Annotated in this window: 24 protein-coding genes; 5 read left to right on the top strand and 19 right to left on the bottom strand. The window is 48.4% G+C overall.

The genetic code is table 11. The features are described from left to right. Window positions 1-17: 17 nt before the first annotated feature. Complete coding sequence (gene yciH / locus BZG75_RS12325; protein WP_025744584.1) at window positions 18-341, bottom strand: stress response translation initiation inhibitor YciH; 324 nt, start codon at window positions 339-341, stop codon at window positions 18-20. A gap of 68 nt (window positions 342-409) precedes the next feature. Next, a complete protein-coding gene (locus BZG75_RS12320; protein WP_077460747.1) occupies window positions 410-778 on the bottom strand; it encodes a DUF3319 domain-containing protein in 369 nt (122 codons plus the stop codon). 209 nt (window positions 779-987) lie between these two features. On the opposite strand from BZG75_RS12320, the gene BZG75_RS12315 reads away from it, so the two are divergent. Beyond that, entirely contained in the window at window positions 988-1,941 is a 954-nt protein-coding gene (locus BZG75_RS12315; RefSeq protein ID WP_077577169.1) for a tyrosine-type recombinase/integrase, read from the top strand. Here the strand turns inward: BZG75_RS12315 and BZG75_RS12310 are convergent, their stop codons facing one another. Both BZG75_RS12310 and BZG75_RS12305 read right to left on the bottom strand, forming a co-directional pair. After that, window positions 1,942-2,946 carry a D-alanine--D-alanine ligase gene (locus BZG75_RS12310; protein WP_077577168.1) on the bottom strand — a complete coding sequence of 335 codons (1,005 nt, stop codon included), beginning with the start codon at window positions 2,944-2,946 and terminating at the stop codon, window positions 1,942-1,944. It abuts the gene before it with no gap. Window positions 2,947-3,124: 178 nt separating this feature from the next. Continuing rightward, complete coding sequence (locus BZG75_RS12305) at window positions 3,125-3,649, bottom strand: SPOR domain-containing protein (RefSeq protein ID WP_077577167.1); 525 nt, start codon at window positions 3,647-3,649, stop codon at window positions 3,125-3,127. Between the two features lie 285 nt (window positions 3,650-3,934). On the opposite strand from BZG75_RS12305, the gene BZG75_RS12300 reads away from it, so the two are divergent. Next, the gene (locus BZG75_RS12300) at window positions 3,935-6,628 is read left to right on the top strand and encodes a bifunctional acetate--CoA ligase family protein/GNAT family N-acetyltransferase (protein ID WP_077577166.1); all 2,694 of its coding nucleotides are present in this window, start codon (window positions 3,935-3,937) and stop codon (window positions 6,626-6,628) included. A gap of 53 nt (window positions 6,629-6,681) precedes the next feature. On the opposite strand, the gene BZG75_RS12295 is transcribed toward BZG75_RS12300, so the two are convergent. Beyond that, on the bottom strand, window positions 6,682-7,599 hold the full coding sequence (locus BZG75_RS12295; protein ID WP_025744581.1) for a LysR family transcriptional regulator: 918 nt from the start codon (window positions 7,597-7,599) through the stop codon (window positions 6,682-6,684). Window positions 7,600-7,811: 212 nt separating this feature from the next. Between BZG75_RS12295 and BZG75_RS12290 the strand changes: the two genes are divergently transcribed. Beyond that, window positions 7,812-9,443 carry a DUF2813 domain-containing protein gene (locus BZG75_RS12290; protein WP_077577165.1) on the top strand — a complete coding sequence of 544 codons (1,632 nt, stop codon included), beginning with the start codon at window positions 7,812-7,814 and terminating at the stop codon, window positions 9,441-9,443. A 14-nt stretch (window positions 9,444-9,457) separates the two neighbouring features. Here the strand turns inward: BZG75_RS12290 and BZG75_RS12285 are convergent, their stop codons facing one another. The 13 genes from BZG75_RS12285 to BZG75_RS12225 all read right to left on the bottom strand — a co-directional run bounded on the left by BZG75_RS12285 (window position 9,458) and on the right by BZG75_RS12225 (window position 19,716). Continuing rightward, window positions 9,458-10,006 carry a DUF3833 domain-containing protein gene (locus BZG75_RS12285; protein ID WP_077577164.1) on the bottom strand — a complete coding sequence of 183 codons (549 nt, stop codon included), beginning with the start codon at window positions 10,004-10,006 and terminating at the stop codon, window positions 9,458-9,460. Continuing rightward, on the bottom strand, window positions 10,003-10,542 hold the full coding sequence (locus BZG75_RS12280; protein ID WP_242413602.1) for a chalcone isomerase family protein: 540 nt from the start codon (window positions 10,540-10,542) through the stop codon (window positions 10,003-10,005). Before BZG75_RS12280 ends, BZG75_RS12285 begins: the two co-directional genes overlap by 4 nt. Further along, complete coding sequence (locus tag BZG75_RS12275; RefSeq protein ID WP_077577163.1) at window positions 10,539-11,057, bottom strand: DUF2878 domain-containing protein; 519 nt, start codon at window positions 11,055-11,057, stop codon at window positions 10,539-10,541. The genes BZG75_RS12280 and BZG75_RS12275 overlap by 4 nt, the downstream gene beginning before the upstream one ends. Window positions 11,058-11,060: 3 nt before the next feature. Next, on the bottom strand, window positions 11,061-12,302 hold the full coding sequence (locus BZG75_RS12270; protein ID WP_077577162.1) for an SAM-dependent methyltransferase: 1,242 nt from the start codon (window positions 12,300-12,302) through the stop codon (window positions 11,061-11,063). Window positions 12,303-12,304: 2 nt separating this feature from the next. Then, the gene (locus tag BZG75_RS12265) at window positions 12,305-13,051 is read right to left on the bottom strand and encodes a DUF1365 domain-containing protein (RefSeq protein WP_198532308.1); all 747 of its coding nucleotides are present in this window, start codon (window positions 13,049-13,051) and stop codon (window positions 12,305-12,307) included. Further along, entirely contained in the window at window positions 13,048-14,307 is a 1,260-nt protein-coding gene (locus tag BZG75_RS12260; protein WP_037367761.1) for an NAD(P)/FAD-dependent oxidoreductase, read from the bottom strand. The genes BZG75_RS12265 and BZG75_RS12260 overlap by 4 nt, the downstream gene beginning before the upstream one ends. 3 nt (window positions 14,308-14,310) lie before the next feature. Next, window positions 14,311-15,036 (bottom strand): SDR family NAD(P)-dependent oxidoreductase, encoded by a 726-nt coding sequence (locus BZG75_RS12255; protein WP_077460739.1) that lies wholly within the window; start codon window positions 15,034-15,036, stop codon window positions 14,311-14,313. Then, a complete protein-coding gene (locus BZG75_RS12250) occupies window positions 15,033-15,473 on the bottom strand; it encodes a nuclear transport factor 2 family protein (protein ID WP_077460738.1) in 441 nt (146 codons plus the stop codon). Before BZG75_RS12250 ends, BZG75_RS12255 begins: the two co-directional genes overlap by 4 nt. Then, window positions 15,473-16,912 carry a deoxyribodipyrimidine photo-lyase gene (gene phrB / locus BZG75_RS12245; RefSeq protein ID WP_077577161.1) on the bottom strand — a complete coding sequence of 480 codons (1,440 nt, stop codon included), beginning with the start codon at window positions 16,910-16,912 and terminating at the stop codon, window positions 15,473-15,475. The genes BZG75_RS12250 and phrB overlap by 1 nt, the downstream gene beginning before the upstream one ends. Continuing rightward, window positions 16,903-17,733: a MerR family transcriptional regulator gene (locus tag BZG75_RS12240; protein WP_025744573.1), complete on the bottom strand. Its 831-nt coding sequence runs from the start codon at window positions 17,731-17,733 to the stop codon at window positions 16,903-16,905. The genes phrB and BZG75_RS12240 overlap by 10 nt, the downstream gene beginning before the upstream one ends. Further along, a complete protein-coding gene (locus BZG75_RS12235) occupies window positions 17,723-18,676 on the bottom strand; it encodes a YbgA family protein (protein ID WP_077460736.1) in 954 nt (317 codons plus the stop codon). The genes BZG75_RS12240 and BZG75_RS12235 overlap by 11 nt, the downstream gene beginning before the upstream one ends. A gap of 137 nt (window positions 18,677-18,813) precedes the next feature. After that, entirely contained in the window at window positions 18,814-19,065 is a 252-nt protein-coding gene (locus BZG75_RS12230; RefSeq protein ID WP_037367758.1) for a GIY-YIG nuclease family protein, read from the bottom strand. A gap of 6 nt (window positions 19,066-19,071) precedes the next feature. Further along, window positions 19,072-19,716 (bottom strand): YceH family protein, encoded by a 645-nt coding sequence (locus BZG75_RS12225; protein ID WP_025744571.1) that lies wholly within the window; start codon window positions 19,714-19,716, stop codon window positions 19,072-19,074. A 234-nt stretch (window positions 19,717-19,950) separates the two neighbouring features. Between BZG75_RS12225 and BZG75_RS12220 the strand changes: the two genes are divergently transcribed. Together BZG75_RS12220 and BZG75_RS12215 are read left to right on the top strand one after the other, a co-directional pair. After that, window positions 19,951-20,406: a bactofilin family protein gene (locus BZG75_RS12220; RefSeq protein WP_077460735.1), complete on the top strand. Its 456-nt coding sequence runs from the start codon at window positions 19,951-19,953 to the stop codon at window positions 20,404-20,406. Between the two features lie 13 nt (window positions 20,407-20,419). Next, window positions 20,420-20,851, top strand: a complete 432-nt coding sequence (locus BZG75_RS12215) for a DUF3069 domain-containing protein (RefSeq protein ID WP_077460734.1) — start codon at window positions 20,420-20,422, stop codon at window positions 20,849-20,851. 110 nt (window positions 20,852-20,961) lie between these two features. Here BZG75_RS12215 and aroG read toward each other — a convergent pair whose 3' ends face one another. Next, window positions 20,962-22,044, bottom strand: coding sequence for a 3-deoxy-7-phosphoheptulonate synthase AroG (gene aroG / locus BZG75_RS12210; protein WP_077460733.1), 1,083 nt, complete (start codon window positions 22,042-22,044; stop codon window positions 20,962-20,964). Window positions 22,045-22,184 lie beyond the last annotated feature (140 nt).

Raw genomic sequence — 22,184 nt, 5'->3', positions numbered from 1 at the left:
TTGCCTGGTTTTTCTTTTTACCCGCCGGCCAGTTTGACTGTGTGGCCTTTCTTTTCTAAGTGCGTTTTGATGTTGTCGCGCTTATCCCCTTGGATCTCAATCACGCCATCTTTCACGGCTCCCCCGCAACCACATACTTTTTTGAGTTCGGCGGCGAGCTGTTTTAATTCAGCATCATCAAGGTCTAAGCCAGTGACTAAGCTGACGCCTTTACCTTTGCGCCCTTTTGTTTGGCGCTGGATACGAACAATGCCATCCCCTTTAGGGCGTTGAGGCTTCTCTGGCGTTTCTTTGATTTTTCCAGATTCTGTTGAGTAGACTAAGCGGTTTTCGTCAGACATGGTGATAGTTTTGCTTCGTTGAACATTTTAGGCTCATAATACCAAAAGCGTCGCTGTGTTGGCAGTCACTATCCGCGCAGCTGCTCTCCATTTTTATCAATAAAAAGCTTTAATCCTGGTAGCGATCCCTTCATCAGTTTGCCTCGGACAATCATATACCAGCCCTTTTCATCTTTTTCTGGATCGTCGTTCATAATACGAAAACCATTATATTCTTCCACCTGCTTTTTTGACGATACGTCATCCTCTTCATCATCAAAATCGGCGGGATCGACAAGAATACTGGTGTCAGCCCACCACTCGATTGATTTTTTCACATTGTGCAAACTGCCAGATATCGATTTACCCCCGAGTCTAGCGCGGTAAACCTCTGTGGCCTCATCGCCACCTTCTGACTTTTCAATCGTATAACCACGATGAAAAAGGCGTCGGGTCATGTTTTTTCCTCCCGCAAATAGCCGTGTACGCCATGTTGCATTGAACTACGGCCTTGAGTCTGTTTTAGACTATTATCAGCCCTACTTAGAATTATTTCATTAATCCAAGCCATTAACGGACTTAGGGTCTAGTGTAATGAGATATAAGTCTAATATTTTTCATTCTAGCGTGTTAGACTGATAAGAAATACATAAAGTTATAGTGCGTTATGAAAAAGATTTTACCGCTTGAGCCAAAACATATTCCCGATAGCTTGGCCCTTTTCAATCAAGGCGTGGTCAGTTTGGATGAGTGGGAATTATTAACACAAGGCGCTTACAGTCGTAATTCATTACTCAGTTACCGTAATGACTGGCACGTATTTGCTGATTTTTGTCACAGCCAAGGGATCACAGCCTTGCCATGTGCGATAACGACTTTGCGTCGCTTTGCCGAGCTAGCGGTTCAACAACGTAAAATATCGGTGATTCGTCGTGTCGTGGTCACCGTCGGCTTAGTACATCGACTACATCAACAGCGTGATCCCAGTAAACATCGCGAAGTAAAATACGCCATGGCTCGATTACTTCAGGCAAAGTTGCCGGAAAGTAAAGAAGCCACCCCCTTTCACGCGCAGCACATGATACAACTCAATGAACAACTCGCTGGTTCGCAAAGACTGCAAGATCTGAGAGATCGGCTTGTATGGTCACTTTCTTATGAAGGATTGCTTAAACGCAGTGAACTTGCCGCACTGACCACAGACGATCTGATTACTCAAGGTACCCAAACGTTCATAATAGTTAGAGATCAACGGGTAGCATTGAGTGAGCAAACAGCGATGTTAGTCGCCCAGTGGTTAGATAAAACAGGAATGAATCATGGCCCCCTACTTCGTCGAATCAACAAACATGGCCATTTAGGTGAGACCGCATTAGACCCGTCATCGATTTATCGGGTCTTTCGACGCGCGAGTCGCTTGCTGGGTGAATCCGTTACTTTTTCTGGGCAATCACCTCGCGTCGGTGCAAGCCGTGCACTTGCCAATAAAGGAATGACAATAAAACAAATCCAGCATCTTGGCCGCTGGAAAAGCCCCGCAATGCCGGCGCAATATGTCGGTAACACGATAGCAAGTGAACAAGCTAAAGCGCGATACCGACATAAGAAGCTGACGGAATAACTAGCTTACTCGCCGTCCCGTTGCATGGGTGATACGTGATGCGAGATATTCATCAAATGCTAACCCATGATGTTCGACCAATTTAGGGAACATGGAAATGGGCGTCATACCTGGAAAGGTATTAATTTCGTTGACGAGTACCGTACCGTTCTCAGTCAAGAAAAAATCAATGCGCGACATGTCCTTTAATCGCAGTTGCTTAAACGCTTGATGGGCATAGTCGCGAATACAGGCAACTTGTTCCTCGCTAAGGTCGAGTGCTTCAATCTGTGTATTACTCGAACTCCCTTCACTGTATTTCTCTTCAAAGGTATAAAAACTGCCCTCTGGACAGCGTATTTCACCCGGCTTGGTGACAATAATTTCGTCGCCAACCTGAAACGCGGCGACCTCTAATTCACGCGGTTGAATCGCTTTTTCGATCAATACTTGGTCAGAAAACGTAAACGCATCTGCAATGCATGTTGAGAGCTGCTCTTCTTCAGTCACACGATAGCAGCCTACACTGGATCCTTGACTGGCCGCTTTGACGAAAACGCCTTGATGCTCAGCAAAAAAGGCGGTCGCACGTGCCATGCTTTGGTCACTTTGATCGGTGATAAACACGTAGGGTGTGTTCGGAATGCCGAGGGCATCAAACCACAACTTCGAGGTGATTTTATTAAAGCAAATTTGGCTACCTTCCGGGCCGCATCCTAAGTAAGGCAAGCCGGTGATCTCGAGTAGTGACTGAATATCCCCCGTCTCGCCGGGAAAACCATGGAAGCAAGGGATCACATAATGAATTTGCCTATGTTCAACCTTGCTACAAAGCATGCCATCAGTATCAAGGTGACAGCGCATACCATCGTCAAGGTGCCATCCATCTTGGGTGATTTCGACTTTTTGGACATTGACTCGAGGGAGCTTCGCTAGCTGTGATTCAATATACTGCGCAGAAACGAGCGAGATATCGTGCTCCGCACCACCGCCACCGCACAGTAAAAGCAGGTTTAGTTTCGTCATTATTTTCTCTCACCACGTGCATTAACACGTTACCTGAATATACCGCCATAGTAGTCAAATGCGACGTTGCTTTCACCTATCGACGCGTATTTGTTGGTATTTTGGTGTTTGATTGCTGCGGGTTTGTTCAAAGCTGACCCAAGAGCCAGCTTCTATATTGACAGGCGCGGAGATTCGACTAGTTAACGCGTGTCATCTCAGGCGTTGATGAACGCTTAATGTCTGCGATGTCACGAACAAAAGGACCATACTGCTGAATGGTTTGCGGTAAAGCCTTAATGGCACGCTTCGCTGCATCTCGTGATGAATATTCACCATACAACAAGGTATACCAAGGTAAGCCGTCTACCATTTTCTTGTTGCTCCAAAGTGGCTCGTTACTTGGAAGCCGTTTGGCGTAATCAGTAAACCCGCGATCATGGCTAAGTGCCACAATTTGAATGGTATACCCTGGGCCCTGGCTTGATGCTTTTACGGTTTGTTTTTTCGGCGCTGGCGACGCTTCCTCTTTCCAAGCGGATTGCTCTTTCGATACAGATCGTTCTTTCGATGCAGATCGCTCTTTCGGTTGTGGTGCCGAGGTTTTCACAGTCTCGCGCGTATCGGTTGACTCAATGGTCTGACTATAAATTTCAGTGGTCACACCACCACCACTGCATCCTGTTAGCAGCAGCGCAACTGCAAGTAAGCCCAGTTTTTTCATTGTGATTCTGTCAGTTATCCAAATTTGTTTCATTGTGCCCCCGACCCAATAGCCATTCAACCAAAAGTTAACCTGTTACATAAGGTTTCCGGTGATAGCTCACAGATAGAACGTTAAACGACGTGCTTGAGTGTATCGTAACAGCCAGTTTCTGCCACACCCAGATCACATTGCGTTAAAAAAGACCGTTGATTTCAACGCTGAACCGATAGACTGGCTTCAGAGCTTAACCAATTGATGTGCCCACCGTTGATGACGCTGGGCGACGCTTTTTCGGAGGAAACTATGGCCGGCATCGAACAACTCCTCAAGCCTAAGTCTATTGCAGTTATAGGTGCGTCCGACCGCAGCGACCGCGCAGGCTACGTTATCACCCGCAACTTACAATCCGGTGGATTTCAAGGCCCTATCATGCCTGTCACACCTAAGTATCAAGCGGTTGCCGGCATTTTGGCGTATAAAACGATTGCGGATCTGCCACTTGTCCCCGATTTAGCTGTTCTCTGTACCCGTGGTGAAGCGACGCCAGCGCTTATCGAACAATTGGGAGAAAGAGGCGTTAAGCTCGTCATTGTGCTCGCAGCCGGGATGCGCGGCCAGCTCGACTCACTCGGCACAAGTCAGTACGCGATAATGCAACGGGTGGCAGAGAGATACACCATGCGCGTGCTTGGCCCCAATAGTTTGGGCATGATTTTACCATGGCTTAACCTTAACGCATCCTTTGCACCTGTGCCGGCCAACAAAGGAAACATTGCTTTTGTCTCTCAATCGGCCGCCGTCTGTACCACTATTTTGGACTGGGCGCGAAATAAACGTATTGGCTTTTCAACCTTTATCTCATTGGGCGAAGCCTGTGATATTGATTTCCCCGAATTACTCGACTTTTTGTGTCGCGACAGTAAAACCGACGCGATTTTGCTCTACGTCGATTCAATTCGTGATGCACGGCGCTTTATCTCCGCTGCGCGAGCGGCCGCCCGAAATCGTCGTATTCTCGTATTGAAAAGTGGTCGTACCCGCGGTGGATCTGTTGCTCTTGAACAACTTAGTCAGACCAGTACAGGGTTAGATGCCGCTTACGATGCTGCAATTCGACGCTCTGGGATGTTACGTGTAAACAATACGCACGAGTTATTTGCCGCGGTCGAGACGCTATCTCACTCCGTTCCTTTGCGTGGAGAACGGCTCGCGATTATCACTAACGGCGGTGGGCCGGCAGTAATGGCGGTTGACACGCTGATGGATGCTGGGGGTAAGCTAGCGACCTTGAGTGATTCAACGCTTGACGCCCTAAATCAGGTCTTGCCTGCAAGCTGGTCGCATACGAACCCCATTGACTTGGTCGGAGATGCTGACACCCAGCGTTACCAAGCGGCAATAGATATCATGTTAAACAGTGATGAGGCCGACGCGGTTTTGATCATGCATTCCCCATCGGTCACGGCACCTGGACTGGCGACCGCCAAAGCCATCATTCATTCATTAAAAGAAAACCCTCGCGCGCGGCGCTTTAATATTTTAACGAATTGGCAAGGAGAGGGAGACGATGCCACAGTCGCCCGGCTGGCGTTCACGCATGCCGGCTTCCCAACCTATCGAACACCTGAAAGCGCCGTGACTGCTTATATGCACTTAGTCGAATATAGGCGCAACCAAAAGCAATTAATGGAAACCCCTACCTCGACTGGACTCATGGACTATGACTTATTGGCCGCACGGGCGTTTATCGAACAAGCAGAAGACATTGAGCATCTCACCCTAACGACCCATGAGGTACGACCCTTTTTAGAAGCTTATGGTATGCAGGTTATATCTACCTGGCTCGCGACCGACGCGGTAGAAGCCGCCCAAATTGCCGAACAAGTTGGTTATCCTGTTGCCGTGAAGCTTCGCTCTTCCGATATTCGTCATAAATCAGATGTGCAAGGCGTGATGTTGAATTTACGTACAGGAGCGGAAGTCGCTAATGCTGCTCAAGCGATCCTTGATCGCGTGTCTGTCACTTTTCCCAACGCCCACATCCAAGGATTATTGATACAGTCGATGGCTCCGCGAGCGGGTGCCCAGGAGCTACGCGTTACCATCAGTAATGATCCCGTTTTCGGTACCATCATTTTACTCGGAGAAGGCGGCTCTGATTGGGATGTCACCAAAGATGCGGCAGTCGGGATCCCGCCGCTTAATATGGCACTGGCGCGCTATCTTGTGATTGGCGCGATTAAAAGCGGTAAAATCAAGCAACGCGGCTTTCCTATTGCCATCGATGTACCGCGTCTATGTCAATTTTTAGTGACATTGTCACAAATGATCATTGATTGCCCGGAAGTCGATGAGCTCGATATCCACCCACTTCTGATCGCTGGCGAGGAACTCACGGTTTTGGATGCATCGCTACGGTTACGAGATTACGCGGGTAGCCAACAAAAGCGCTTAGCTATTCGGCCTTACCCTAAAGAATTGGAGCAGTCGGTCACGCTTAAAAACGGACAAACCATTCTGCTGCGTCCTATTCTTCCCGAAGATGAGCCGACGCATAAGGCCTTTGTCGAAAAAGTGTCTGAAGAGGATCTATACCGCCGCTTTTTCTCTGACGTTGGCGAGCTAAATCATGAGGCGTTAGCGAATTTGACTCAAATTGACTATGACCGTGAAATGGCGATAGTGGCCACGTTCCCACTATCTTCCGGGAGAGAAGAAATCTGGGGAGTCGCGCGTTTATTGGCCGATCCTCAAAATACAGACGCCGAATTTGCGGTCTTAGTCCGCTCTGATTTAAAAGGTGTTGGTCTCGGCGGTGTGCTTATGAACACCATTATTAACTATGGCCGCCAGGCAGGCCTATCACGCATCACCGGGATGACCATGCCCAATAATCGAGGGATGATCGCACTCGCACAAAAATGCGGCTTTAGTATTGATGTGCAAATGGCCGATGGTATCGTCGATATGCAACTGCCGTTATCATCCAACGCGTAAGCGAAGACAACGCGCGACCAAAGCTGGTCAATTCAATCCAGCGCCTTCTTCATTCAAGACGAAGACTTATTAATCGGTATGTCGCCTGCTTGCATGTAAGGCGCAAGTAAATTGGGCAACTGTCTGACTAACCAGGATTTAGCATTGCCCATTCGATTGCGCTTCCAGGCTACTCCGAACTTGAGCTGAAACGGCTCTCCCCCTTTTAGGCGTTTTAAACGTCCGGCGTTCAGATCGTCTTGGACCCAAAACCAGGGCAACGTCCCGATGCCTTGGCCATTCAAAATAGCCGTATATTTGTCATGCATGGAACTGACGGTTAAGCGTGGTTGATTTTCCAGCACATTATAGGTTTTCGGCTGCATACCTCGCGCCGTGTCAGCAACCGCGACGCCACGGTATTTGGCGCGAACATCGGGTTCAACCGGGCGCGCTTCTTTATGTATCGGATGGTCGGGAGCAGCAACCCAATAGGCGCTCATTTCTCCCAGCGGCTGTACTTTTATTCCTTGAGGCACAGTATCGGGGATCGGCGCAATCAGTACATCTGCGCGCTCTTGTGCTAACGCCTCCCAACAGCCTGCTAGTATTTGCTCAGACAGTTTCAGCCGTGTGCTACTCTTTTTAGCTAAACGCTCGATCAGCGGAAAAAAGAAGTCACTCTTAAACAATCCATCGTAGGCAAGACAAATTTCCAACTCCCAGCCGTGAGCCAATGATGCTGCATCCGCCACCATTTCATCTGCCGCTTTTAACAACATGCGCCCTCGCTCAACCAATAAATGGCCGGCATCAGTAAACGTCGCACGGTGGCCTGAACGATCAAAAATCACTAATCCAAGTTCGTCTTCAAGCTTCTGTACTTGATAGCTCAGCGATGAGGGCGCACGATTCAACGACTCAGCGGCAGCAGCAAAACTGCCTTTTCGCTCAATGGCATCAAGAACGTGTAAGGCTTCAAACGACAACATAATTTTCTCTCGATGATCACCCTAAAAAGGGCACGTAACAGATCTACACACTATATCAGGGTTTACCTTACCACCCTATGGTAAATCGAAGGGCAATCACTCGTGAGGAAGCATTATGTGTTAGTCACGATAAATCAGGCATATAGCACAAAATAACCATCGATTTCGTTTCCTTTTTCGTCAAGGTGTCATACTCTAAAACAGAGGTGACAATGAGATTAGACCGTATAGAAATTGCAGGCTTCCGTGGCATCCGACGCCTATCACTCCAAGTCGATGAACTCACCGTGTTGATCGGCGAAAACGCATGGGGGAAATCGTCTCTTTTGGATGCACTGGAGCTCGCACTCCATCCCAGTGGCGATAAACCTCAGTTTAAACGCTCTGACTTTCATGTTGACCATGCCCTTGGCGTCGCACCAGAACAACAATTTCAGATTATTCTCCGTTGGCAGGAAAGTTTTCCAGGAGAGCATAAAGCTCGCCGTTATCGTCGTTTTAAGCCGATCTGGAACGGTGAAAATGCCGGTTGCCGAACTTTAGATTACTGTCTGAACGCGACCATGCAAGAAAGTAAAGTTTCGGTACAGCGTGTATTCTTGTCTTGTCAGGGAGAGATAATTGAAAAGGTCGACAACGATGCGCTCGCAAGCCATTTAATGCAGATCCATCCCGTTGTCAGGGTACGTGATGCCCGACGTATGCGAGTACCTGGACAAATGGTCAATAAAGACAATACGCGGGTTGAGCAACGTTTAGATAATACCTATCGCCGTTTATTAATGATGCCTGGGCACGTTAACAAAGGGGAAATCAAAAGTGGCCTGCATGCAATGCGTCAGCTACTCGATCACTATTTTGCCGCTGACGAGCATAGCCGCGCCCCCTATCCCATTCATGCTCCTGGCGCACTGTCGATTACCCATAATCAAATGCACCCCTTAGAAGCGGTTGCCGCCAATACATCTAACCAAAGCCGGCTCGTATTAATGGGGTTACTGAGTGCATTTGTGCGGGCGCGTGGCCCGAAACAACTCAAACGTAATGCCCGACCTATTATGTTGTTTGAAGATCCTGAAGGTCGGCTACACCCCACACTTTTAAATCAGGCATGGCGGCTCATCCAACTCATGCCCATGCAAAAACTGTTGACCACCAATAGCGGTGATTTGTTGGCTGGCGTTCAGCTCGATCATATTCGCCGGCTTGTACGCCATCCCACGGAAACACGTAGCCATCAAGTCCCTTCTCATCTACTGACGCAAGATGAACGTCGGCGTGTCACGTTCCACGTTCGCTTTCATCGTCCCAGCGCACTGTTCGCACGCTGCTGGTTATTGGTTGAAGGTGAAACTGAAATCTGGCTATTTAATGAGCTTGCACGATTACAAGGTTATGACTTTGCAGCGGAAGGTGTCCATTTAATTGAGTTTGCACAAAGCGGACTTAGGCCACTCATCAAGACCGCCAAGGCACTGGGCATTGAATGGCACCTTGTCGCCGATGGTGATATGGCAGGAAAGAAGTACGCAGCCACCGCGCGAGGACAAATCGAGCATCAGCCCGAAGGAGCAAGACTGACGGTACTGCCCGATAGAGATATTGAGCATTATTTATATAACAATGGCTATGAGCCGTTGTTTCGCGAGATGGCTGGCGTGGCGAGCCAGCAGCCGCACATGAACGATAAGCGTATCATCGCCAAGGCGTTAAAGCGCTACGCAAAACCCGATGCCGCCCTGGCCATTATTGCTTATACAGAAAATGAGCTGAATACGCCGATCCCTAAACTGCTCCGTTGGGTTATTCAGCGTGCCATCGGGCTAGCTAGAGGCGTTGGATAACGCCTCAAACACACTTATTGTTCGACGCGTTGGAAAAACAGCGTCACTTTGCCCACTTCAATGCCCCATTTTCGCATCGAGGTCACGTTAAAGAGATGATCATCATCTTGACGGAACATCCAGTCATCAAAGTGGAACTGATATTCACTCTCGCCAACAGGCACCACTAAATCATAGCGCCAATTCAGGGCATTACCCGCAACGACACCCCTTGCCTCGCCGACGATATCGCCAGCCGTCCCCGTATAAGTACCATCTTGATGACGCGTAATCGTCCACACGCGCATTTGGGTTTCTCCGTCCGCATAGATAAACGATTCATCCAATGTGAGCGTGTCACCGTCGACCGTTCCCTCAATATCCACTTCGAAGCGGCGGGTTTGCTCCCCTGTAAAGTCTTGGACCATGCCCCACGCTTTGGTATGTCCATCAAAATACTCGAACATGTTGAACGCCGGCTCACGATCTTGATAATCATCGATATCCGCCGAACAAGCAGCAAGCATGATAACGCTTGCAAGGGTAAGGCATGCCCGGTTAAAACTGCGGGTCCACTTTGTCATGATGCTTCTCCTAATAATGCGCGCCGATGATCGGGGTACTCTGTGTTTTCTGATAACCAGATAGCTAAAAAGGCGTCGGCTAGATCTGTGTCATCGATCACTAATGTGGTGCGCCAATCTTGCCCTTGAGATTGATAATGGAAAACGCCTTTGTCCTTGTAGCGAACAAACGCAAGTCGATCGTCTTCGGTAATATCGCCCCACGCATCATTAAGCGCAGTTTGCCAGCGTTCACGTTGTGAAGCCGAATAACCTAAATGCGCCCATTGGTCGTTAGTGGCTTTCATCAAGCGCTCTTCGCTAATATCACGGGCATACGTGATCACCAGAGCATGAGGTAATGGTGGTTCGTAATCGCCTGATGGCGTGCGTAATGACGATTGATAAATCGTCCACCAGCCCCAAGTTAAGGTCGCTTCCCCCACTTCGGGCCATTGCTGCCAGGCCATCGAGCCGCCGGTCGTTGGCTGCTCAGCTTGCACGGAAGTTGCCATGGTGAGAATGAGGCTGGCGATAAGTACTTTCCATCCTGTCATTGTTGTCCCCTTGTTGCCGCCATTCGCGCCTCTACTTTGTGTTGTAACCAACGCATTAAGGCAACGAATAACACACTGTATATCGCCCAAACGCCGAGTAATACCACGCCCGTTATCCAAAAGGATTGCGGGAATGATAATGCACCGAGTCGCTCTCCCGCGAGATAACTGCTTGCTCCCCCCACACTGCCAATGCATGTGATCAACCAAATTGGCCGAGCGAGCACGAGTTCACGCATAAGCCACGCAAAGGCGCAAAAACCCAACCAAAGTAAAATAAGCCAAGAAGGCATGATCAGTGAGCTGATGTCGACAGCTAACCACTGCGTATACAGCATCACACTGTCACCAATGATGCCTAATGGGGCAAGGGTTAAGATCCCAGCGATCACGGTACGATCATAGGCGATCGCAGCCAGTAACATCGCTCCCATCAACCATTGTAAACTCGGCGGCCCGATAGCCGCCGAAAACCAGTACACGTTGAACAATAAAGAGATCAACACAAAACGCATTATTTAGGCCTCTCGCCAAGCCGGACGACTAAGCAACAGCTGGACTGCACTGATGGTTCGCTCTCTGAAGCCGCCTTCGCAATAGCAAAAATAAAAACGCCACAGGCGCGCAAAACGCTCGTCGTATCCGTATTCCCGCAAGGTCTCTGCTTGTTGATTAAACCGAGTATGCCAATCAGCTAGCGTTTGCGCGTAATCCAAACCAATGTCTTTTAAATCCCGTATCACAAAGTCCGTTTGGGCGGTGAAGTGATCAAGTAAGACGTTTACCGAGGGTAAAAACCCTCCCGGGAAAATGTGCTTTTGAATAAAGTCGACATTGCGACTGTAATGGTCATAACGTTGATCCGCTATTGTGATCGCTTGAATCGCCATCAAACCACTCGGCTTGAGTAGTGACTGACACTTCCGCACAAAGGTATCTAGGTATTCTTTGCCTACCGCTTCAATCATCTCTATCGAGACAAGTTTGTCGTACTCGCCGGTCAGATCGCGGTAATCCTCTTTAAGCAATGTGATCTGATTATCTAACCCCTCTCGTGCAATACACGCCTGTGCCCAAGCATGCTGTTCTTCCGAGATGGTGGTGGTCGTGACACGACAGCCGTAATGCTTTGCGGCATAGATCGCCATGCCACCCCAACCTGTGCCAATTTCGATCAGGTGATCATCAGGCGTTAGCGACAGTTGTCGGCAGAGACGATCCATTTTTTCTATTTGCGCGGCTTCTAGTGAGGCTTCCTTTTCCGGATAAATTCCACTGGAATACAGCATTTGATCATCGAGAAAGTGACGATACAGATCGTTGCCAAGATCATAATGCGCGGCAATATTGCGGCGTGCTGTGTCTTTCTCGTTACGATTGCGCCAATGTGCCAGTTTATGACCGAGGCTCACCAACCAACCCGTGTGCTTTTCTATCCGATCAATCGCCGGCAAATTACGAGCAAAGACCCGAATCACGTCGGTTAGACTGGGCGATTCCCACCAGCCTTCAATATAAGCTTCGGCGGCTGCAATACTGCCACCGGTCAAAATCCGAGTATAAAAACGTGGATCATGGACTAAGACTGATGCATGTAATTGTGCCTGAGGATCTCCGCACTGCAAGGTCTGACCCTGCTCATCAACGAGCGAAATGGAAGCATCTTTGACGTGTGCCATTAACGTATAAACCAACTGCTTCGCGTAATGCTCTTTACGCGTCAATGTGCGTTGACTTTGAGGTACGTCCGTTACAGACATAATTACTCCTTCTTCGCACCCGGGTGCGGATAAAACGGTGCGCCCTTTATCCAAAGTTTGAGCGCTTGCCAATAAATACCAATGAGAACTTTTACTGTCTCTATCGGTGTCCGGATCAATAACTTACCCAATGTTTTTGAGGTAAAAGGCCGTCGTTGTAGGCCAAGTGTCGCGTCAAACTCCTTGGCTTCGCGGTGCGCTTCAAGATGCAAGTGCACGCGCTCGCGGGGCGGACGAAGACGCCAATGATAGCGTTGTTCTATTGGATTGAACGGCGACACATGAAACGCTTTATCATTTTCCCAACGCGTACCGGCCGGAACCGCGTAATAGTGGCGTTCGCCCCAAGGGGTGTTACTGACTTCTGCAAGCACGTAGCGCCAGTTATTGTCGTGATCATAGACGTAGTAAAAATTCGCCGGACTAAAATACACGCCGAGATAACGCAGCTGACACAGCGCATAAACTTTTCCTTCTATGCGCTCGCCCGTGAGTGTGTATACCTTGTCAAGACACGCCGCTTTGGTATCTTCTCGCCCATCTAAATAGTCTCGATAATCAAAGGCCGCCCAGCCCCATTTACCCAGCCGGAACCCCGTAACCTGTGACGACAGTAATGCCAGTTCGTCTAGGTCAATCAACGGCATAAAAACAGGATACGTGAACGTATGTTTGATCGGTGTATAGCGCCGATGCCGGACCTGGCCGACATACAAACCGCTATTCAAAGTTACAACCGACTCAGTCACGAATTGATGCCCTCCACCACGTCAAGTGCACTTTTAACGCCATCTTCATGAAAACCGTTATACCAATACGCGCCACAAAACCAGCTTTGCTGTTGGCCATTAATCTGATGACGCTTTTGCTGTGCTGCGACGCTCTCGGTATTAAACACTGGGTGTGCATACACAAAACGACGTAAAATCTTGCTGGGTTCTATTCTGTGTGTTTGATTGAGCGTGACACAAAACGTCTCAGGCGACTGAATTGATTGCAATATATTCATATTGTAGGTCAAAGCTGCCGGATCCGTGTCTATTTCTTCTGACAAGGGCAAATGATAATTCCAGCTCGCCCATGCACCTTGTCGCTTAGGTAACAGAGAGGTATCCGTATGTAGCACCACTTCATTATCTTGATAAGGGATGGCGCCGAGAACGTCACGCTCTGCATCACTGGGATCGGCTAACATAGCAAGCGCTTGATCGCTATGACACGCGAATACCACCTGATCAAACACCTGCTCGCCCTTATCCGTGGTGACATAGACCGCGCCTTGATCACGTCGAACCTGTTTTACCGGCGTATTGAGATGAATTTTATCGGCAAAAGCCGGTGTCAGTTTTTTCACGTATTCGCGTGAGCCACCTGGTATCACATACCACTGCGGTCGATTCGTTACATCTAACAAACCATGATTTTGGAAAAACCGTAGGAAAAAGGCTAATGGAAATCCACGCATATCCGACAGCGTTGACGACCAAATGGCCGCACCCATCGGTAAGATATAGTTTTGACAAAAATAATCACTGAATCCATGTTGGTTAAGGAAATCCCCTAAGGTATTCAATGATGAAGACGAGGCACTATCTTTCGCTGCGTACGCGTCACGTGCGAGACGATTAAAGCGCATGATTTCGGCTAGAAAGCGATAAAAACGTACATTAACGATATTGCGTTTTTGCGCAAACAACGACGACAAGCTGTGGCCGTTATATTCTAAGCCGTTTGCATCGTTGCGCACACTAAAACTCATTTGTGAAGGCTGACGTCCAACCCCGATGTCATTGAGCAAGCGCTCATAATTTGGATAAGTTCTGTCATTAAAGACGATAAAGCCGGTATCAATCGCGTATTGACCACTTTCGACCTCAATATCAACGGTCGCCGTGTGACCACCGAGGTAGTCATTCGCTTCAAATAACTGAATATCATGTTGTTTGTTAAGGTAATGGGCGCACGTTAACCCGGCAATGCCCGAACCAATAATGGCAATTTTCATGGTTTAGTTCCTTGTCATACGTCGAGCAAGGGCTATCTGCCAAGACATAGGCAGTAGCGCTAAAAATTTAAGAATAAACGTGAATTTTCGTGGGAAATGCACTTCTGTCTTGCCTTTGGCTAATCCAGACTGGATCGCCGCTGAGGCTTGTTTAACACTGACTCGCATTGGCATAGCAAAGTCATTTTTGTCCGTGAGCGGGGTTTCCACGAAACCAGGAGAAACAAGTGACACTGTCACTCCTTGCTGAGCAAGATCTGCGGATAACGTATTGGCGATATAGCTGATCGCCGCTTTGGAGGCGCCATAAGCTTCTGCTCGGGGTAGCGGCATGTAACTGGCAGAGGAACCCACGATCGCAAGATGGGTCGCATCACTAAAACCCGCTTGTAATGCTTCAATACAATTGAGCACACCAAAGACATTGATATCAAACACGCGCTTAAACAACGACACATCGACCCGACCTTGATCGATATATTCGCAGGTTCCCGCGTTTAAAATGATCAAATCTGGGGCCATACTGAGTTTGCCCAATGCCTGATGGGTTTGTTCACTATCGGTCGCGTCAAACGCCAAGGGGGTGAGTGAGGCATGATCATTTGCCATTGCAGACAGTTTGTCTTGATTGCGCCCACACGCGGTGACTTGCCAGCCTTGTCGCGCATAATCTCGAGCCAACTGTTCGCCAATGCCAGAGGTGGCGCCTGTGATCACTACGTGTTTCATTGTCCTAACCTCGTTTTAATCTGTTTCAGTAAGCGCCCGAGAACAGGCAATGCTTCATATAGCATTTCACCCATGTCAAAGTAGTCACGATGACGGATAATTTTGCCCTCGCTAAAGCGCAAGTGAGAGCAACCTTGAACCTGACGCGCTTTGCCTTTTTCTAACTTTGGATGCGAGAGTGTCATGGTCCAGGTGACAAATGCGTCATCGTCTTCGACCGTGGTGTGATGAATAACAAATTGACAGTCAGTAACATTCTCATAAAGCACAGTAAAATACTGAATGAAGGCTGCCAGTCCGACAATCTCATGTGCCGGGTCACGAAACACGATCTCTGGATGATAAAGGGTTTCTAATGACGTTAAGTTACGTTTGTTTAATGCCTTATAAATAGACACAAACTGCTTCACTCCGGCTTGTGTTTCATGATGTGCCATTAAAACGACTCCTGAGGCTGGTTTTTAGCCGCTTCAAATAAGGCTAACGCTTTCTTTCTTTGTTTAGCGTGATCAACCACAGGTCGTGGATAATCTATTGATTTAGCATACTTTTCTGCCCATTGCCAGGGTTGATGAACATGCTTGCCAGGCACCGATTTTAAAGCCGGAATCCAGCGGCGGATAAAACGGCCATCACTATCAAACCGCTCTCCTTGTGTTGTTGGGTTAAAAATCCGGAAGTAAGGCTGCGCATCGGTGCCGACAGATGCCGACCACTGCCAACCGCCATTGTTTGATGCAAAGTCGCCATCAATCAGTTTGGACATAAAATAGTCTTCGCCCCAGCGCCAGTCGATCAGCAAATCTTTGGTTAAAAAGCTCGCCACGATCATTCGTAAGCGGTTGTGCATCCAGCCGGTTTGATTCAGTTGCTGCATGGCGGCATCGACAATCGGATAACCCGTTTTTCCGTTTTTCCACGCCTCAAACAAGGTTGAGTCGTTTTCCCAGACCACCGACTCTCCCCAGCTTAAAAAACACTGCCGCTTGCTAATTGCAGGGTTCTGCGCGCTGACTTCTTGATAAAAATCTCGCCAAATAAGCTCAGACAACCAGGTAGCAGCGCCGGTATCGGGCTCACGCCAATCGCCGTTTTCCGCCTGAAGTCGGGCTAAGCATTGTCGTGGTGACAAGGCGCCGATGGCGAGATAAGGGGAAAGCTGACTGGTGCCATCCATCGCAGGAAAGTCACGGTGCTTTTTGTAATCTGCCGCTCGCTCGCGACAGTATTCGCGCAAACAATCAAGGATCCCTTTTTCGTCACTCGCCCACGCAGAGACATCTTCGGTTGGGTAGACAAACTCAATCGGGGCGAGTTGAGAAAAGATGTCTCTCACCACAGATGTTTCTTCTCGCACAGACGGCGCTCTACGGGGCGATAAGTCCAAGTTATCAAGCGCGCGCAAGCACGCTTTTTTAAACGGGGTAAACACTTTGTATGCTTCTCCCTTGCCTGACTTTATCGTTCCAGGGGCAAATAAATTGCGATCGGCATAGGTATGCCAAGCAATCCCTCGGGCAGCTAAATCAGCCTGCACGCGTTCATCTCGTTTGACTTCATTGAGCTCGTACTCATGATTGGCGAATACCGCTTGTGCATCTGTTTGTGTGGCATACTCTGCCACTGTACGCGCCGCCTCAGTAAAATCATTCGCCCGTTCAACCACTAATGGGATGTTGAGTGCTTTTAGCTCCTCACGCAGCGCTTCGAGCCGTGCTTGAATAAGTCCGGCTTGTGTGGGTGCAAGCTGGTGCTCAGCCCACTGCTGTGGTGTTTCGATAAAAATCCCGACAACAGGGCTAGATGACGCACTCGCGGCACTCAACGCCAAGTTGTCTAACACACGTAAATCGCGCCGAAACCAAACTAAATGCATAACGTCTTGTTCTCCCTCAAATCCTCGAGCTCGTCACCGTGTACGGAGTAAATGAATGCCTGGCTCACCACCTCAATCTCATTTTGCGACAGACAAAGACGTAGTTGGTTAAGCTGCGTACGATCAAGTCGATGGTTTGCCATCACCGCCAGTGTTTTAATTTGCTGCTCGCGCATGACCTCTAAAATCAAACTTAACTGGCTGTGTGCCTGTGAAAGTATAGTGACGTTGTAACCTTTTTCGTGAAGAGCTACCGCCATTAACAAACGTTGATACTCACTGGTTGGGTTGAGCGATACCAACCAACAAGTTGCTCGCGTGTTTCTCTTGGCATTCGCGGCGATCACCGACCGGCACTGTTCAATCACCGTGGTTTGCCAAAGATCACGCTGTAGCATACTGACCGCTCCATCGTGATGACTGAGCCATTGATCGACGGGTGTCATGACATGCTCGACCAACCAGTAAAAGGGATACTCTTTGAAGAGTTGGTCCAAACTTTGGCTAAGGCGCCTCACCGAGAACGTATGAATACAGTCGATCAAATCTCGAGCGACACCGTTGTCTTGGACATCGATAGATGCGGACGTTTGCACCAACAAGGGTTTCACCTTGCTAATTGGCACACCTTTGTCTAACCACTGAAGAATGCTCGCAATCGTGCTGACGTCGTCGTCACTGTATAAACGGTGGCCTTTTGCGGTTCTTGCTGGTGACAATAAGCCATAACGACGCTGCCAAGCGCGTAAGGTCACAGGATTAACGCCCGTTTGCTCTGCGACCTGACTAATAGTGAGTGTGTGGGATCCCTCACAAGCCATAACGTAACCTCAGTGCGTCGGGGTATGGCTTAAGATAGACTTGATTGGCCAGATAATCGTCGGGATGATTATGTAAATGATGTGAAATTAAGGTCAAAGGCGCCAGTAATGGCATGGTGCCTTGACGATAGGCGTGGATAAGGTTCGCCAATTCTGCTTTTTGGCCTTTATCGAGATTATTTTTAAAATAACCTTGTAGGTGCATTAGCACATTGGTGTGCTTTTTACGGGTAGCGCGAATGGCAATCGCCTGCATAAAAGCGGTCCGATACTGTTCAAAGAATGCATCGATATCGTAATGCCCAATGTTCGCCATAAAACGCCCTAACTCGCGATAACGTTCGGGCGAGTGTGCCATCAACACCAATTTGTATCGGGAATGAAAATCAACTAGAGTTTTTTTAGTGACGCCACCTTCCACACTTTTATAGAGATCATCGAGCGCGAACAAACGGAACACGAAATTCTCTTTTAAGATAGGATCATTAAGGCGACCATCTTCTTCTATAGGTAGCCAAGGCATCTGCGCCATCAGTGCTTGCGTGTACAAGCCAACCCCTGAAATATCAGAGGCGTAGCCATTTTCGCGATACACTTTGACCCGCTCCATGCCACACGTTGGTGACTTTGCGCAGACGATGTATCCGCGGAGTGCTTTGTGTTCCAGCTCTTCCGCTTTACGCTCACTAAACGCGATCATTTTATCCGTGTAGTCTTTTTGTTGATCCTTGGTTTCAACAAGCTTTACAGAAAGATCGCCTTTATCGACCAGCCTAATCGCCGGACGGGGAACAGGAAGACCAATCCCCACTTCAGGGCACACGGGCACGAAATCCACATAAGGACCTAACTCTTTCGTGACGAATGTGCTCCGCTTATGGCCACTGTCAAAGCGGACTTTTTCACCGATCACACAGGCGCTTACACCAACTGGAAACGACATGCCTTACCTCTACACTCACTGTGCGACGGGTGCCGCACTTGTACATTTATATTATCTTGTACAAGTAAAGGTAGAGGATAGATCAAAATTGTACAAATTTTTTTATTTGTACAATTTAAGAGAATCAAAGCGACGTGCTATTGCTGAAGGCATAACGCTTCTTTGCGTTCCTTAGGCCACTGTTTAATCTCCCATTCGCGTTGCATCGCGGCCCGTTTTTCCATGGGCTCTGACTGCCACGCCAATAATAGTGGACCTTTACCTCGCAATGCTCGGGCGCCTTTTCCGGCTGAATGCTGTGCGAAACGACGAGAAACGTTAGTGGTAACACCGCAATACAAGTGGCCTTGACGCGTTCGAATCAAATACACAAACCAAGGCGTGTCCATGCTCAATTACTGCCCCAACAGTGTACCTAACAGTTGACGTAGCTCTGATACCTCTTGCTCGAGTGCCGTGACACGTTGAGAAAGGGAGACGTTATCAGACGCGCCAACCGCTTCTGATTCATCCTCTGAATGCATCAACGAATCAATCGACGCATCGGTAAACAAATGCCTGTACCGTGATTCTCGCTTACCCGCTTCACGGGGTAATTTTTGCACCCACTGTTGCTCAACCATGCTTGTCAGTGTTGCTTCGACGTCCGCCATGTCATCAAAGGCGCACAAACGTTGCGTTCGAGTTCTTAGTTCTCCGGGTGTTTGCGCGCCACGCAGTAACAGTACACAAATAATGGCTTTTTGCTGTTCACTAAACGTCAAGTCACCAAATGTCGTGTTACAAAACCGATGCTGGTATTTTGTCACACGACTTCCGCTCCCCTCTTGCGGGCTGACAAGCCTTGCTTCTTCCAACTGATGGATAACATCCAGCACGTCTGAGTCCGACATATCGTAAACAGGATCGCGATTGCTTTTCTGATTCACTGCGGTGGTCAGCGCATTTAAAGTCAGCGGATAGTGATCTGGCGTCGTGACTTCTTTTTCAAGCAAGCAGCCAATAACACGCTGTTGGTATGGGGAAAGCTGTATTGACATAGTAGAGATGGACATAGTTGATGTCTCTATTCGGCTAAATGATTGGCTTTATATCAATTGACGGTGATGCAAGCAATCGCCGTTCACTGCCTTAGGGAACACACGAGCCACTCAGCAACCCCGAATACTGGTAGCGGGATCACATCTTTATCACGCGCTTATCCGCCGATCATCCTCCATCAAAGCGTGGCTAATGGTATACTTTGACGAAATGAAGTATGTGGAGAGCACGACATGGGCCTGTTTAGTTCAAAATCTCATCCAAATCATGGGTTATCTATCATTGCCAAAAACTGCAAAGTGGTGGGTGATATCGATCTTGAAGGTGACATTCAAATTGATGGGTTTGGAGAGGGAAATATTACTCAAGCCAATGCTGTTGTTATTTCTGCTTCTGGCCATTTTCGCGGTACCATTCACGCTAAACATATCACTATCAATGGGTTAATCGAAGGTCAGTGTGATGCCGATGCCATCGATATCCTTTCACAAGGAAAAATGAAAGGCGTACTTAACACCGAACAATTAACCATTGAAAAAGGCGGCCTACTCGCCGGCGAAAACCGAGCTACCTTGTTAACGGATACCGTTATCCCACTGCCTGAACAGAATCGTGCTGAGACCAAACAGGATCCGGACGCGCACCACACCGATCATAAAACACGCTCTTCCTCATCTAAAAAATCATAAGGAGAATCGGTGTATGTCTGATACCGATGCAAACCCAACACAAGTCAGTTTTGAAAGCTTCTCCCCAGAGCTGCAGTGCGTGATTCGCTATGAGCAAGCGCCTGAGGCCATGTACGCAATGATCGCATCTATCCATGATGCTTCTAGTTCAAGTGTCAAAGAAGCGTGGGAAATACTGCCTGCCAGCGCACAAAATATTCTCGATAACTATGACCAATTTCATGCGCTTGTTGCGATTAGCCAAAGTTATGCAGGTATCGATGCGCTGAGCGAACTCGAGAAAGTCGACTTAAGTGATATGTCTGACGAGGCGAAAGAAAACTACAAAGCCCAAGTACTCGACGATGTACTTAGCTCTTGTGTCAAAGATTTAGCTAAACAGCTTAAACAAGCACGCTTAAAGCCGGGCTTGAAACGCGAATTCCAAGCGATTTTTCAAAAATAAAGAGATAGAGACGGCTAGCGCTAGCCGCTAACCTTGGTCGTTAAGAGTAAGCCCCCAAACGCTGGGGGCTTTTTTTATCGACGAACATTTTTCCTCGGCGAACAAACCAATTAGGCAGACTCACTAAGACGAGCCGCTTTTTCTCGACGCGCTCGAACAGCTGCTGCCAACTGGTGTAGTGCCTTCTCGGTATCATCCCAACCAATGCAGCCGTCTGTGATGCTTTGACCATAGGTAAGCGACTGACCATCCGTTAAATCTTGTCGACCTTCGACCAGGTGGCTTTCAATCATCACACCGAAAATTGCCTGATTTCCAGCGGCGATTTGGCCCGCGATATCTTCACAGACGTCTTTTTGTTTTTGATACTGTTTGCTGCTGTTTGCATGACTTAAATCTATCATTACTTTTTGACGCAGTCCCGCGCCCGTCAACGCGCTGCAAATCTGATCCACGTCTCCGGCACTGTAATTTGGCACTTTGCCTCCGCGTAAAATCAAATGGCAGTCCTCATTACCGGCCGTCGCGACAATCGCTGAATGGCCATACTTGGTCACAGACAGAAATTGATGAGGGGCACTGGCAGAGCGAATCGCATCCGTGGCAATTTTTATATTGCCATCCGTTCCATTTTTAAACCCCACCGGACAAGACAGGCCTGACGCTAGCTCACGATGCACCTGAGATTCTGTCGTTCGCGCCCCGATTGCTCCCCAGCTAATCAAATCCGCCATATATTGTGGGGTAATCATATCGAGAAACTCACCCGCTGCAGGTAAGCCAGTATCGGCGATATCGAGGAGCAGTTTGCGCCCTAAGCGTAAGCCATCATTGATTTTAAAACTATTGTCCAAATAAGGGTCATTAATCAGACCTTTCCATCCAACGGTAGTGCGTGGTTTTTCAAAATAAACCCGCATGACAACTTCGAGATCCTCACTTAAGGTTTCACGTAATTGCTTAAGTTGACGTGCGTAGTCTCGCGCGGCATCTGGATCGTGAATCGAGCAAGGACCAACCACAACCACCAAGCGATCATCATCGTCGTTTAACACTCGGTGAATCGCCTGACGGGCGTTTACGACGGTCTGCTCTGCCGCCTCTGTTGCGGGGAACTTTTCCAATACAGCAATCGGCGGAAGAAGTTCTTTTATTTGCTGGATTCTTACGTCATCCGTTGGGTGTACACTCATGGGCTTGTCCTGTGTTTGCTTTTATCGTTTACGCGCTAATGCGGCCACTGATGGGCTTACGTTCTTATGGTTACACGTCTACGCTAACCTGACATCTCTGCGTGTGCAAATATTTTTTTACAGAGAGAATAGTCATCAAT

The sequence above is a fragment of the Salinivibrio sp. AR640 genome, assembly GCF_001995405.1.
Taxonomy (GTDB): Bacteria; Pseudomonadota; Gammaproteobacteria; order Enterobacterales; family Vibrionaceae; genus Salinivibrio; species Salinivibrio costicola.
Note: the sequence above shows the minus strand (reverse complement) of the source record. Positions and strands in the feature narration are given on the sequence as shown.